Below are 14,803 nucleotides of genomic sequence, written 5' to 3'. Positions count from 1 at the left end.
ACCTACTATATTGTCAATAAAATTCCGTTAACAACGTCTCAATATCCAACACCAGATTTTTTAACGAACCTAGTTTTGTCCGTATATCTATATAGTAAAAGTTTTTTGTACCTTCTTTGCGCATTAAAATAACACCAGCATCTCGCAAAATCTTAAGATGATGTGACACAGCTGGTCGAGATAGATGTGTTTGTTCTGTGATTTCACCTACACGCAATCCCGTTTGACAATCTGTGCTCATTAATACCATTAAAATAGCTTGTCTGGTTTCATCACCAATTGCTAATAGTACCTTTTGAGAATTTATAAAGTCGTCCTTAATCAAGTTAAGCTGGTCCTGTTTATTCATTAAAATCCCTCCTCTTACTAATCAGTTGAATAGTTTAAGTTAATGAACCGTTGCTGCATACAACGATATAATATTGCCGTATTCGCTGCAATATTGGGAAAGTAAATCGAGACGAATGATTTTTAAAGGCGTACATCTTACTTTCCCCTCTTTCCATAAAAAAACACAGAAGTCACATGGACTTCTGTGTTATTTGCTCTCCTTAATAAGAGCCTTCATATCTCCAACGATTGTTTCAACTGGTACGTTTGTCGCGCCATCATAGTCTTTTACAACTGTGCCGTCTGCGTTTACTAAATAATAGCTCGACATATGTATGACTTGGTCTGAGTTAGGATCGTTTTTAACTAATGAATTAAATGATTTACGTGCAAATTGTTCAATGAATTTTTGTTGATAGCCAGTTAGTAGCTGCCATTTGCTTTCATCTACAACATTATACGTATTTAAGTAATTTGTTAAAACATCAGGCTTATCCACTTCTGGATCGACGCTAAATGCCACAATTTGATAATCTTCAAGGCCTTCATCCTGTAGTGCTTGTTGAACTTCTGTCATATTAAATGTCATGGGTGGACAGATTGTCGTACAGTTTGTAAAAATAAACATGGCTAGCCAAGGCTTACCTTTAAGATCATCTAGGGTCACTTGTTCATTTTTTTGATTTGTTACTGTGAAATCTTGAACCTCGAGATTTAATGTTGGTTCAAACTTGTAACTACCGCAAGCAGCTAGAATGCTACTAAATGCTAGAACTAAAACTAGCAATATACTTTTCTTTGTCATTAGTGGTGCCCACTTCCCTTCATTTCATCACCTTATTTTATTCATTATAGAAGCTAAACACAAGATAATGGACTTACACCCAGATGGCTATTTGTATAACATGTGAACATTAACTGATTCTGGAATTCCTCCTCACTAATTCTTCCAAATGACACATCCTTTTTAAAAATTTTTTCATAGCTTTTTTTTATCATTTTCGTTATTTCCCAAAACCTCAGATAATTGTTATATAACAATTTTTTTCTACTTAACAAGCTCCCATGGAATTTAATAGCAGAATAATAAAATACAGAAAATTCTCTTTTATGTTTGTATTTTCTCCTACATTCATTTTTATCAACAACAAACTATTTTAACAATATTATTTCATCAGAAAACTGCACGCTCTTTTAAACAGAATTTTTCTAATAAATCCTTATTATTTCTATGTTATTTCCACAAAACAGAAGTGACTAAAAATTATAAAAACTCAAAATTTAGTATTGCATTATAGGATTCTCCCCCATAAAATAAATGAATATAACGACGAACGAAAAAGAAATATGTCGTTTAAAACAGAAATATATAACTTTAGGGGGAATAATAATGGCGAATGTTTCAAGCAAAAAACAGGCCCAATCAATTGATTATCATGCAATTGAAGCAATGGAATCGTTTAATAGCTTTGTAAAAAAGAAAAACACCTTTCTTTTCTCGATTACAGCAGTGTTTTTAATTCTTTATATCCTGCTTCCGATTCTTGCTTTCCAGCCTGTACTACAACAAAAATTCTTCGGAAATATTACGGGTGTATGGGTTTATTCTGCAGGATTATTTATCATGACCATTGTGCTTTGTACAGTATATGTAAAAAAAGCTGCTTCATTCGATAAAGCTGCAGCTGCTGTTCTTGCAGAGTACCAGGCGAAAGGTGGAAAATAAATGAATATCGTATCTATAGGTTTCTTTTTAGCTATTGTTGGCTTAACACTTGTTGTTACCTATATTGCAGCAAAGCGTACATCTTCTGCGGCTGATTTTTACACTGCTGGTGGTGGTTTAAAGGGGTGGCAAAACGGCTTTGCGATTGCTGGTGACTATTTATCTGCGGCAGCCTTTCTTGGGGTGTCTGGTGCAATTGCCTTAACTGGCTTTGATGGTTTTTTCTTTTCTGTAGGCTATGTAGTAGCGAATTTAGTGCTGCTTTATGTCATTGCTGAGCCAATGCGAAACTTAGGCCGCTACACGTTAGCAGATATGTTAACGGCTCGTTTCAATGAAAAGCGAATTCGTGGTGTGGCAGCGTCTGGTACCATTATTATCGTAATTCTTTATATGATTGCACAGCTAGTTGGTGCTGGTGCATTGATTAAGCTATTATTCGGTATTGAGTATTGGATTGCCGTTTTAATTGTCGGTGTTATGATGACAACTTATGTATTGTTTGGTGGTATGACAGCGACTTCTTGGGTGCAAATCATTAAAGCAAGTCTATTATTATTCGGGACAGGTTTATTAGCGGTTTTAGTGTTAATGAAATTTGACTTCTCTCTTATGAAGATGTTCGACACAATTGCAGTAGATCATGGCGAAAAGTTCCTTGTACCTGGAATTAAGTATACAAGCACAATCGACTCCGTTTCGATGATGATGGCTTTAGTTTTAGGAACATCTGGTTTACCACATATTTTAATGCGTTTCTTTACTGTAAAGGATGCAAAAACAGCACGTTCCTCTATTTCTTGGACAACTTGGATTACAGCTATTTTCTTTTCATTAACAATTTTCTTAGGGTTCGGTGCATTAAACTTTGTAGGTTTAGATCAGATTCTTGCTGAAAGTAAGGCTGGTAATACAGCTGCTCCGCTTCTTGCGCACTACTTAGGTGGAGATGTATTGATGGCATTTATCGGCGCAGTGGCATTTGCGACTATTTTAGCCGTTGTTTCTGGTTTAGTACTAACAGGGGCTTCAGCCATTTCTCATGATATTTATGGAGAAATCATTAAGGGTGGTAAATTAACAGAGAAGCAACAGGTAGTAGCAGCTCGTACAGGCTCTATCTCGATTGCGATCGTGTCTATAATTCTCGCTCTGTTTGCACAAAGCTTAAACGTTTCATTCCTAGTATCATTCGCCTTTTGTATCGGTGCGTCTGCAAACCTACCTGTAATCCTTTATACAATCTATTGGAAGAAATTTAATTCTACAGGTGCTGTAACTGCGATGGTAACGGGGTTAGTATCATGTTTAATTTTAGGAGCAATGGGACCAAATGTGTGGAGCCCTGTTGAAGGTGCGGCTATCTTTGTTGGACAACCACTTGTGCCACTTGCTGTTCCAGCGATTATTACAATTCCATTAGGCTTTATTGCTGGATACTTAGGTACTGTTCTTTCATCTAACAAAGTGCCACAGGAAGAAGCAGAACGTATTTATAAAGAAATTCGTGTGAAAGCAAATACAGGCGTGTCTGTCTCTGATATTTCACATTAATATTTATACACCTCCTGCATAATGAATCTCAATTCAAAAAATGCAAAAAAATAGGCAAAAAATTCGATTTTTGGTCGAGTTTTTCGCCTTTTTTGTTATTCAATATCTACCAATTTATTTATCGAACAATATTATTTCACTTCCAAAAAACAGAAAAAATCCAATTTTCACTAGGTAAATAGTGTTTATTTTCAATTGAAAAAACAAGATTTTTTTGTAAATTTACCCTTCATTTTTTGTTAAGAATCTAGATTTCTCTTCACTTCATTTATTTATCTGAATTTTCTAAAACCCTTTATATTCTTGGCTTTGCGCCATTTTTTCTCTCTTAGGAGTATTTTCTGAAAAATTTTTTTTACATAATTTTTCTGAAATGTATTGCAATTTTGTGAACTGTTACATAAAATGAAAATGTGAATTCACTAAACTAGCAAAATCAAGTCTTGAGGTAGAAAAAATATACACAAAATGGGGAATGTTAATGGCGAACAATCAAGCAAAAAAAGGTATCGTGATTGACTATGATTCAATTGCAAATCAAGAATCATTTAAGTCTCTTGTACGAAGAAAGAACTCTTTTCTTTGGTCAATGACTGCCATATTTTTATCGGCATACATGTTGTTACCAATTCTGACATCGTACACGACAATTCTACACCAAAAGGCATTTGGGGAAATTACTTGGGTGTGGATCTATGCAGCAGGTCTTTTCATCATGACATGGGGGTTATGTCATTTATATGTAGCAAAGGCAAACAGCTTCGATAGAGAAGCAAAAGCGATTATCGCTGAATACGAGAACGGAGGTGGCCGCCGATGAGTAACGGAATGAGTCTTACAGCCATATTCTTCTTCGTAGCCATTGTTGGTTTAACATTAGTTATTACATGGTGGGCATCTAAACGTACATCTTCAGCAAGTGATTTCTATACTGCTGGTGGTGGCTTAACAGGCTGGCAAAATGGACTAGCTATCGCTGGTGACTACTTATCAGCAGCATCCTTCTTGGGTATCGCTGGTGCTGTAGCATTATTTGGATTTGATGGATTCTTCTTCTCTATTGGTTATTTAGTAGCTTACTTAGTGGTATTATATATCGTTGCTGAGCCATTACGTAACCTTGGGAAATTTACATTAGCTGACATGATTACAGCGCGTTTTGATAACGCCAAAGTCCGTGGAACAGCTGCTTTAAGCACTATTACAATTGTTTTATTCTACATGATTGCACAACTAGTTGGTGCAGGAGCACTTATTCAATTACTTTTAGGAATCGACTATTGGATCGCCGTATTAATCGTAGGATTCATGATGACTACTTACGTACTATTCGGTGGTATGACAGCAACATCTTGGGTACAAATTATTAAAGCTTGTCTTTTAATGTTGGGTACAGTTATTATTTCGTTCTTAGTATTAAAAGAGTTCGGCTTCAGTATCTCTACAATGTTTAAAGAAATGACAACGGTTACTGATAGTGGAGCTGCTTATTTAAACCCAGGTCTTAAATATACAAATGGACTTGATACAATCTCTATGTTAATTGCGTTAGTATTAGGTACTGCGGGTCTTCCACATATCTTAATGCGTTTCTTCACAGTAAAAGACGCGAAAACAGCTCGTTCATCTGTTATTTGGGCTACTTGGATCGTAGGTATCTTCTACGTTCTAACAATTTTCTTAGGCTTCGGTGCAGCAGCATTCGTTGGGAAAGAAGATATTATCGCAGCAAACGCTGCTGGTAACATGGCTGCCCCACTTCTTGCAGAAGCACTTGGTGGCGACATTCTATTCTCATTCGTTTGTGCAGTAGCATTTGCAACAATTTTAGCGGTAGTAGCAGGTCTTGTACTTTCTGGTGCATCTGCCCTATCTCATGATATTTATGGACAAATTATCAAAAAGGGTAAAATTACAGAAAAAGAGCAAGTTCTTGCAGCTCGTATCGGTTCGATTACAATCGCTGTTATTTCTATCCTATTAGCACTTGGTGCACAAACATTAAACGTTGCATTCTTAGTATCTTTAGCATTCTGTATCGCTGGATCTGCTAACCTTCCAGTTATCATCTACACAATTTATTGGAAACGCTTTAATACAGCGGGTGCTGTTACTGCGATGTTAACAGGTTTAATCTCTGCGTTAGTATTAGTTGCTATGTCTCCAAACGTTTGGAATCCAGTTGAAGGTAAGGCAATTTTCGTTGGTGATCCTTTAATTATGTTAACGAACCCAGCCTTAATCTCTGTACCACTTGGTTTCCTTGGTGGTTTCATCGGCACATTACTTTCTAAAGAAACAGATGATGCGAAGTATCGTGAAGTTGACGTTAAAGCAAACACAGGTATTTCTGTACAGGACGTATCTCACTAATACACTCGACAGCCTCGTAAGTATCTTGCTTACGAGGTTTTACTTTTTCTTCCCTATTCGCTACTATAGAATTAAAAATGAATTGGAGGCGATGCTCATGTCACAATCTAAAGCTAAAAAGAAACGGATGCACATTAAACGCACAGTTGGTAAAGATGTTGAAAAAAAACGACAATCTATCTCTTTTAGTACACATGAACGTCTAACGAAAACAAAAAACGAAAAATTGGAGCATGATTATACGAAATATAAAAAGCAGTATAAGGACGAATAACTCGTACCCTATACTGCTTTTTCTTATTAAAGCCGATAAAATGTTTTCGTGTTTTGCGTAATAATTTTGGCCACTTCCTGTGTTGATAGCCCTTTGATGGAGGCAATCACCTCAATCGTTGAGTGCATCATCCAGGGAGATGTACGCTTCTTCGTAAACGGTCCCTCAAACGGCCAAGGACCATCCGTTTCTACCATCATTAGTTCAATGGGATAAGCATGAATTAGCTGTTGAATTTCCTCTTCGTACAAGCAATCTGGCGTAATGGAAATAAAATAACCACGCTCTATCATGCGCTTCACAATAGCTTCATCCCCTTTAAACCAATGAAAATGGGCTTCGTGAAGCTGATGTTTTTCCAGCAAATCACACACAATATGGGCGTCCTCATATACTGCGTGTAACACAATTGGCTTGTCCAGCTCCTTCGCCAATACAACAAAACGCTCTAATAGCGCCACATAGGGACGTTCATCAATCGCTTGCTCTTGTTTTAAATAATAAGGTAGACCCACCTCACCAATAGCAACCATATCATCCTGATGCGAATGAATCCAATCAAATAAAGCTGTCTCATCATTTGGACTTAGTAAAGGCTGTTCAGGATGAAAGCCAAAAGCAGCCTTTACTTGCTGATAGCTATTCGATAAACGCAAAGTTCTTTCACAAGAGGAAAGTTGCATACTAACCGCGATTACAGCTTTCACTTCTTCTAATAAGGAAGGAATTTCCTCATCGGTGTACTGATCCAAATGAATATGCGCATCAATCAACATACATATCACCCTTTTCCTCCTGTAAATACATAAATAATTGTTGCTTTAACGCTGTGAATGCTGCAGAATGTCGAATTTCCTCTTTCCGAGGTCTTTCAAACGGCACGATGATTTCCTTTTTAACGGTAGCTGGACGTTTGGTTAAAACAAGTATGCGATCTGCTAAAAAGAGAGCTTCCTCAATACTATGTGTAACAAATAGAATGGATTTGCGGTACTCCTCCCAGATAGATAAAAGCCATGCTTGCATTTCCAGTCGAGTAAATTCATCCATCGCAGAAAATGGTTCGTCTAAGCATAAAATCGGCTTATCACTGACCATTGCTCGAATAAAGGACACACGCTGCTGCATGCCTCCAGACAGTTCGTTCGGGTAGGCATGGATAAAAGAGGCAAGACCAACCTTTTCTAACCATTCCTTGGCACGTTCAACATTTGATTTATGTTGTAATTCCTCTACAAGCGTGACATTTTCTACTATTGTACGCCAGGGTAATAGACATGGCTGCTGTGGCATATAGCCAATCGTTCCTTTTTTTTGTTGGATATCCTCTCCATTCAATAAAATGGCTCCTTGATCAATTGGCGAAACACCACCAATTAATTGAAAAAGTGTACTTTTACCACTGCCTGAAGGACCCACGATGGCCACAAACTCTCCATCCTTGACGTCAAAAGAAAGTTGATCAAGGACTTTGAGCGCATCGAAGGATTTAGCGATGTTTTGAATGCTGAGCATGATAGCCTCTTCCCTTCACCATGAATTTTTCAATTAAACGAATACCACTAAACAATAGTAAGCTCAAGAGAACAATCGCAAAAATTGCCACAAATACGCGATCCGTACGGAAGGAGGATTGGGCTAGGGTCATGTAAACACCAATACCCTTTTTTGCACCAAGCCATTCCGCAATCACAGCACCCATCACACTATATGTAGCCGCAATTTTAATGCCTGAAAAAATAGCAGGATAGGCATAAGGCCATTCCAGCTTCCAAAAGGTTTGTGCCCTTGTAGCACCAATCATGGCAAAATAATGCTTTAATTCTGGAGCTGTTTGTCTAAATCCATCCATCGCTGCAATGACTATCGGGAAAAAGCACACAAGACAAATAATGATAAGCTTCGGTAATAAGCCAAAGCCAAACCAAATAATAAGGAGCGGTGCCAAGACAAGAATAGGAACATTCTGCGACATAATAAGAATTGGATAAAACAGTTCTCGAATAAATGTAAATCGATGCAACACTATTGCCACCGTTAGCCCACAAGCGATGCCAATGGCCAAACCTAGTAGAGCTAATTGTACTGTAGCGAATGCATGTGGTAGAAAGGTTTGATACGACTGGATGGCTACCGACAAAATACTACTTGGTGCGGGTACTAACCAATGAGGAACTTCAGCAAACTGCACGATTAGTTCCCATATGAACAAGAGGAAGGCGATAAAAATTATCGTCCTTCCCTTCTGTAATGCACGTTTCATTACTGATATTTCCCCGTTAATGTCTCCATCGTAATACCCGTTGGCTGATATAAAATTTTCACTTGTGTAATGACATTAATGGCACCAAGTTCAATCATCTTCTCATTCATTTTTTCAATGATTTGGAGCAATGTTGAAAGCTCACCCTCCATCGTTGTTTCCAATGGATGTACCTCATATTTCACCCCAGAAGCATCGATCACCGCAATTGCTGCATCGACATATGGTATAACATCTTCATATTTCTCTGTCTTCGGAATGATTTGTACACTGATTAATGAATTTGCCATCTTATTTGGCCTCCTTTTTAGGTAAGAAATCATTAGTAAAGGCTTTTTTCGCATCAAATTCGCCCTCTAGTACTTGATTGCTAGACATCCATTTCGCGTAATTTTCCCACACAGAAAGCTTTTGCTCTCCCCATTGCTTGGCATCATCCTGATATTTATCAGCCAGCCATTCCTGACTTTTATGCACTAATGCTTGATCTAAATCAGGTGCCGCTTCGATTAAAATATCAGCCGCTTCACTTGGGTTTTCAATTGCGTATTCATAGCCCTTCGATGCAGCTGCCACAAAGGCTTTGACTACATCCGGGTTGTCCTGTATCATTTTTTCATTTGTAGCTAAAACTGGCGTATAATAATCCAATTGATCACTATAATCTGTAAGATATAGCATATTAATCTTTTCCCCACGCAGCTCAGCCTCAATCCCAGTCCATGCATAATAAATCCAAGCAAAATCTATATCTTTTTCCATCATTGTGAAGAAATCTAAATCCCCTGCATTGACGATATCTAGCTTATTAATATCTGCCTTTTCTTTTTGCATGAGTGATTGTAAAACGGCTTGCTCTAATGGCGCGCCCCAACCACCATAGGTTTTACCTTCAAAATCCTTTGGCGATGTAATGCCCTTCGAAGCAATAGAAGCAAAGCCAGATGTATTATGCTGTATAATTGCTGCGATGGAGACCAGCGGCACATCCTGTACTCGTGCCTGTGTTATGCCTTCCTGATAGCTCACGCCAAAATCCGCCTTTCCAGAAGCAACAAGCTGATCTGCGCCCGCCTCACCAGGCATAATAATATCAACATCTAAACCCTGTTCCTCAAAATAACCGAGTTTTTTGGCAACATATAGTCCTGTATGATTTGTATTCGGCGTCCAATCCAGTACCACAGACACCTTTTTCAGCTTGTCTGCAGTCTGCTTGTCATCCTTGTCACTACAGCCTACTAATGTCAATAGTGCTGCCAATAAAATAAAAAACCATTTTTTCATGCGAAAGCCTCCCAGTTTGTAATATGAAAGTGTTCATGAATGAATGTTGTCACCAGAAGAAAGCGTATACAATGTTGGCAAGCTGTTGCTTGAAAACATAAAAAAACGCCTAGGATTCCTCCCAGACGTATTGCAATCAATCTTCAAAACTTTGCTTTTTGAATAGATGTTCCCTACGCTGGTACGAGCCAAATCAGGTTCAAAGGGTCAGCGTCTACCGGACACAATCTCAGCTAGCAATTACTAGCCCCCCTACATTCTTTCGCTATGAACTTTTCGATGATTATTATACCCATAGTTTCACTTAAATGACAAGGTGCTATTTTTGAATAGAGCTTAAAGCCCAGCGCTCCTAAGAGGCTGGGCATGCTTTTAGCTTGGTTTCTGTTCTTTTTTGGCTGTTACAACATGAGAAATTGCTCCATCTGTTGCAATATCCACTTTAAATGAACCATTGGAATGGCGATCCGCACGAGACAATGCTTGTACGTCAATCATCTCTTGAACACCTTTTTCAGTTTCAATCACAACCTGCTCCTCGTCTGTTGCTTGAACAACTGCCACAATTCGGTGAGGGTTTGCTTTTAACTCTGTTAATACTTTTAGTCCACGTTTTGCACGACTTGCTACTTCAACTTCAGCGACATTCATTTTCTTCACGGCCCCACGCTGTGTCACAATCACTACATAGTGGGTAACATCAGGCTGTAATACATTGACTCCAACTAAGGCTTCTCCATCTTTTAGTGTGATCCCTTTCACACCGCCTGTTTTCACACCTGTAACTGGTAACTCCTCCATAGGGAAACGAATCGCATAGGCTGTATCCGTTGTGAGCATCAGCTCCACGTCATCTGTTACAAATGATGCATAGATCATCGCATCACCAGCCTTGACATTCATCGTTTTAATTGGCTTTGAATAACGCGTTACCGCATAGTCTGCGAGTGGTGAGCGCTTAATTTGGCCATCTTTTGTGGCTGTGAAGACATACGTATTTGGCTGGTCAAATGTTTCGAAACCATAAACCGCAATAATCGATTCATCTTCCCCTGTTGGTACAATACTTGAAATATGCTGGCCGAGATCCTTCCAGCGTATATCAGGCAGCTCATGAACAGGCTGATAAATATAATTGCCTCGATTTGTGAAAAGCAGTAGATGGTGCTGTGTATTCAAGTTTGCTTCATACAATAAATAATCTGAATCCTTCATGGCAAAATCTTGCCCGTTTGAAGCGGCATGAGAACGTGTGGATGTACGTTTAATATAACCATCCTTCGTTACTGTTACGACAACCTCTTCACTTGGCACAAGGACATCCAATGTAATTTTAATTTCTTCAATTTCTTGCTCAATCTTCGAGCGGCGAGGCTCTGTAAAGCGTTTCTTAATATCTAGCAACTCTTGTTTAATAACACGCACTAGCTTTGCCTCACTTTGCAGAATCCCCTCTAGCTTCGCAATTAGCTTATTTAACTCGTCCTGTTCCTGACGTAGCTCTGTAATATCCGTATTCGTTAAACGATATAATTGCAGGCTTACAATGGCCTCTGCTTGTACCTCTGTAAAATCAAACTTTGCTTGTAAATTAAGCTTCGCATCCTTCTTATCATTAGAAGAACGGATCGTCGCAATGACTTCATCTAAAATGGAAAGAGCTTTGATTAATCCATCTACAATATGAGAACGATCCTTTGCCTTTTGTAAATCATAAATGGAACGGTTTGTTACCACTTCTTTTTGATGGGCAATATACGCATCTAGCAATAATGGCAATGTCATCATCGTTGGACGACGATTATGAATGGCAATCATATTAAAATTATAAGCTACCTGTAAATCAGTTGTTTTAAACAAGTACTGTAAAATTCCTTGTCCTGGTACATCCTTTTTCAGCTCAATTACGACACGTAAGCCAGTACGGTCTGATTCATCACGAATTTCCGCAATGCCTTCTAATCGTTTATCTACACGTTGCTCATCAATTTTTTTCACAAGATTCGCTTTATTTACATCATATGGTAACTCAGTGATAACAATTTGCTCTTTACCACCCTTGATTGGTTCAACAACTGCTTGTGCACGGACGATGATTTTACCACGACCTGTTTCATACGCCTTTTTAATGCCATCAACACCTTGAATGATTCCACCCGTTGGGAAATCAGGTCCTTTAATCACCGTCATCAATTCATCTACAGTAACATTAGGCTTGTCTAAGCGCATCAACACAGCATCCAGTACTTCATCTAAGGCATGTGGCGGAATATCTGTCGCATAACCAGCGGAAATTCCTGTAGAGCCATTGACTAAAAGGTTAGGAAAACGTGCTGGTAATACAGTTGGCTCCATATCCTGATCATCAAAGTTTGGCACAAATTCAACCGTTTTCTTGCCAATATCTCGTAGCATTTCAGCGGCAATAGCTGATAGTCTCGCCTCTGTATAACGCATTGCAGCTGGAGGATCGCCATCTACCGAGCCATTGTTCCCGTGCATCTCAATAAGCATATGACGTGCCTTCCAGTCCTGACTCATCCGTACCATCGCTTCATACACAGAGCTATCGCCGTGCGGATGATAGTTACCAATTACGTTACCCACTGTTTTTGCGGATTTACGGAACGGCTTATCATGTGTGTTGCCTTCCGTAAACATCGCATATAAAATACGGCGCTGTACTGGTTTAAGACCGTCACGTGCATCAGGCAACGCGCGGTCTTGAATAATATATTTACTATAGCGACCAAAACGGTCACCCATTACTTCTTCTAACGGTAAATCTTGAAACTTTTCTGTACTACTCATGCTTGGTCCTCCTCTTGTTGGATGAATTCATTCTCTAAAATGTTAGAATCATCCTCCATACCGAAGTCTACATTGGCTTCGATCCATTTACGACGTGGTTCCACCTTATCACCCATTAACGTCGTGACACGTCTCTCCGCTCGTGCACCATCCTCGATTGTGACACGAATCAATGTCCGTGTTTCAGGGTTCATCGTTGTGTCCCACAGTTGGTCTGCATTCATCTCACCAAGACCTTTATAGCGCTGTAATATGTAACCCTTTCCAACCTTCTTGATGGCCTTTTGTAAATCACTTTCTGTCCAAGCATATTCAATGACTTCTTTTTTCCCTGTACCTCTTGATACTTTATAAAGCGGCGGTAGTGCGATATAGACTTTCCCAGACTCAATGAGCGGACGCATATAACGATAGAAGAATGTTAATAGCAAGACTTGAATATGTGCCCCATCTGTATCCGCATCGGTCATGATGACTACTTTATTGTAGGCAGAATCCTCCACCGCAAAATCCGTACCAACACCTGCCCCAATCGCATGGATAATCGTTGAAATTTCTTCGTTTTTCATAATATCCTGTAGCTTGGCTTTTTCTGTGTTGATTACCTTCCCGCGCAATGGCAGAATCGCTTGGAATGTACGGTCACGTCCTTGTTTAGCAGAGCCACCCGCAGAATCACCCTCGACTAAATACAGCTCATTTTTTGCCGCATTACGTGACTGAGCTGGCGTTAATTTTCCAGATAAAATCGTACTACCCTTTTTATTTTTCTTGCCATTTCGTGCATCCTCACGCGCTTTACGAGCCGCTTCACGCACTTGCTGCGCTCGAATCGCTTTACGAACAAGAGAAGCTGATAATTCTGCATTTTCCTCTAGCACATACAAAATTTGCTCAGACACTACACTATCTACTGCAGAACGAGCCTCACTTGTCCCAAGCTTACCCTTTGTTTGTCCTTCAAATTGCAGTAAGTGCTCTGGAATACGAACAGATACAATGGCTGCTAAGCCTTCACGAATATCTGTCCCCTCAAGGTTTTTATCCTTGTCCTTTAACAAGCCAATTTTTCTTGCATATTCATTAAAGACACGCGTCAATGCTGCCTTTGCACCCGTTTCATGTGTACCACCATCTCGTGTACGGACATTATTAACGAATGATAAAATCGTTTCCGAATAACCATCGTTATACTGGAAAGCGAACTCTACTTCGATTTCATCCTGTACGCCTTCTACATATTTTACTGGATGAAGGACATCTTTTTCCTCATTCAAATACGCAACGAAAGCCTCGATGCCATTCTCATAAAAGAACACATCGCTCTTGCCTTCCTCGCGCTCATCAATTAATTCAATTTTTAAGCCCTTTAATAAAAAGGCTGATTCACGTAATCGTTCCGCTAACGTATCATAATTGAATTTTGTGACAGAGAAGATCGTTTCATCTGGTAGGAAATGAACAAGCGTTCCTGTCTGCTTGGTCTGCCCAATATTTTCAAGTGTTGTGACAGGCTGTCCACCATGCTCAAAGCGTTGACGATACTTTTTACCATCGCGATGGATTGTCACCTCTAAAAATGTTGAGAGCGCATTCACAACGGAAGAACCAACACCATGTAAACCTCCACTTGTTTTATAGCCACCTTGACCAAATTTACCACCAGCGTGTAGCACTGTAAAAATAATTTCTGGTGTCGGTTTGCCCATTTTATGCATACCGGTTGGCATCCCACGGCCAAAGTCGCGCACACTCATACTTTGATCTTTATGAATTGTGACAATAATATGAGATCCAAAGCCAGCCAGTGCTTCATCCACCGCATTATCTACGATTTCATACACAAGGTGATGAAGTCCACGGCCATCCGTAGAACCGATATACATGCCAGGTCGTTTGCGTACCGCTTCTAATCCTTCTAATACTTGTATAGCGTCATCATTATAGACGCTAGGTGACTGTTTATTCGTCAAAAAAATTCCCCTCCAAAAAACAAACACATGTTCTATTTATGTTCTCATCCTAATAATAATAGCATTTCCTGTCAATAGCTAGCGACAGGTCCAATAAAATTTTAAAATTTGCTCACAGTTTTGATCTTTTTTATTAATAGTAAACATCTTCAACAGTTGCTTAAAATTGGTATTTGAGCAAGACAGACTGCTTCTAGCTTCCATCATCATTT

Annotated in this window: 14 protein-coding genes and 1 riboswitch; of the genes, 5 read left to right on the top strand and 9 right to left on the bottom strand. The window is 39.2% G+C overall.

Features of this window, described 5'->3' with window-relative positions:
- Positions 1–13 precede the first annotated feature (13 nt).
- Complete coding sequence (locus ACHZEU_RS01400; protein ID WP_054550229.1) at positions 14–349, bottom strand: helix-turn-helix transcriptional regulator; 336 nt, start codon at positions 347–349, stop codon at positions 14–16.
- A gap of 189 nt (positions 350–538) precedes the next feature.
- A complete protein-coding gene (locus tag ACHZEU_RS01395; protein WP_004227948.1) occupies positions 539–1,135 on the bottom strand; it encodes an SCO family protein in 597 nt (198 codons plus the stop codon).
- 585 nt (positions 1,136–1,720) lie between these two features.
- Here ACHZEU_RS01395 and ACHZEU_RS01390 point away from each other — a divergent pair.
- From ACHZEU_RS01390 to ACHZEU_RS01370, 5 genes are all read left to right on the top strand, one after another.
- Positions 1,721–2,056: a DUF485 domain-containing protein gene (locus ACHZEU_RS01390; RefSeq protein WP_004227946.1), complete on the top strand. Its 336-nt coding sequence runs from the start codon at positions 1,721–1,723 to the stop codon at positions 2,054–2,056.
- Positions 2,057–3,610: a cation acetate symporter gene (locus tag ACHZEU_RS01385; protein ID WP_257960894.1), complete on the top strand. Its 1,554-nt coding sequence runs from the start codon at positions 2,057–2,059 to the stop codon at positions 3,608–3,610.
- Between the two features lie 481 nt (positions 3,611–4,091).
- Complete coding sequence (locus ACHZEU_RS01380; protein WP_048393058.1) at positions 4,092–4,430, top strand: DUF485 domain-containing protein; 339 nt, start codon at positions 4,092–4,094, stop codon at positions 4,428–4,430.
- 8 nt (positions 4,431–4,438) lie between these two features.
- On the top strand, positions 4,439–5,983 hold the full coding sequence (locus ACHZEU_RS01375; protein WP_048393165.1) for a cation acetate symporter: 1,545 nt from the start codon (positions 4,439–4,441) through the stop codon (positions 5,981–5,983).
- A 97-nt stretch (positions 5,984–6,080) separates the two neighbouring features.
- Complete coding sequence (locus ACHZEU_RS01370; protein ID WP_197078724.1) at positions 6,081–6,257, top strand: hypothetical protein; 177 nt, start codon at positions 6,081–6,083, stop codon at positions 6,255–6,257.
- Between the two features lie 26 nt (positions 6,258–6,283).
- On the opposite strand, the gene ACHZEU_RS01365 is transcribed toward ACHZEU_RS01370, so the two are convergent.
- The 7 genes from ACHZEU_RS01365 to parE all read right to left on the bottom strand — a co-directional run bounded on the left by ACHZEU_RS01365 (position 6,284) and on the right by parE (position 14,591).
- Positions 6,284–7,033 (bottom strand): TatD family hydrolase, encoded by a 750-nt coding sequence (locus tag ACHZEU_RS01365; protein WP_048393060.1) that lies wholly within the window; start codon positions 7,031–7,033, stop codon positions 6,284–6,286.
- Positions 7,023–7,772, bottom strand: a complete 750-nt coding sequence (locus ACHZEU_RS01360; protein WP_279495124.1) for an ABC transporter ATP-binding protein — start codon at positions 7,770–7,772, stop codon at positions 7,023–7,025. Before ACHZEU_RS01360 ends, ACHZEU_RS01365 begins: the two co-directional genes overlap by 11 nt.
- Positions 7,747–8,520: an ABC transporter permease gene (locus tag ACHZEU_RS01355; RefSeq protein WP_279495125.1), complete on the bottom strand. Its 774-nt coding sequence runs from the start codon at positions 8,518–8,520 to the stop codon at positions 7,747–7,749. The genes ACHZEU_RS01360 and ACHZEU_RS01355 overlap by 26 nt, the downstream gene beginning before the upstream one ends.
- A complete protein-coding gene (locus ACHZEU_RS01350; protein WP_112118575.1) occupies positions 8,520–8,810 on the bottom strand; it encodes a thiamine-binding protein in 291 nt (96 codons plus the stop codon). The genes ACHZEU_RS01355 and ACHZEU_RS01350 overlap by 1 nt, the downstream gene beginning before the upstream one ends.
- 1 nt (position 8,811) lies before the next feature.
- A complete protein-coding gene (locus tag ACHZEU_RS01345; RefSeq protein ID WP_279495126.1) occupies positions 8,812–9,807 on the bottom strand; it encodes an ABC transporter substrate-binding protein in 996 nt (331 codons plus the stop codon).
- A gap of 153 nt (positions 9,808–9,960) precedes the next feature.
- Positions 9,961–10,071, bottom strand: a riboswitch (TPP riboswitch).
- 108 nt (positions 10,072–10,179) lie between these two features.
- Positions 10,180–12,618 carry a DNA topoisomerase IV subunit A gene (gene parC / locus ACHZEU_RS01340; protein ID WP_103118203.1) on the bottom strand — a complete coding sequence of 813 codons (2,439 nt, stop codon included), beginning with the start codon at positions 12,616–12,618 and terminating at the stop codon, positions 10,180–10,182.
- Positions 12,615–14,591: a DNA topoisomerase IV subunit B gene (gene parE / locus ACHZEU_RS01335; protein ID WP_048393067.1), complete on the bottom strand. Its 1,977-nt coding sequence runs from the start codon at positions 14,589–14,591 to the stop codon at positions 12,615–12,617. Before parE ends, parC begins: the two co-directional genes overlap by 4 nt.
- Between the last annotated feature and the right edge of the window lie 212 nt (positions 14,592–14,803).

This window comes from Lysinibacillus sp. S1 (genome assembly GCF_044986265.1).
GTDB lineage: Bacteria > Bacillota > Bacilli > Bacillales_A > Planococcaceae > Lysinibacillus > Lysinibacillus capsici.
Note: the sequence above shows the minus strand (reverse complement) of the source record. Positions and strands in the feature narration are given on the sequence as shown.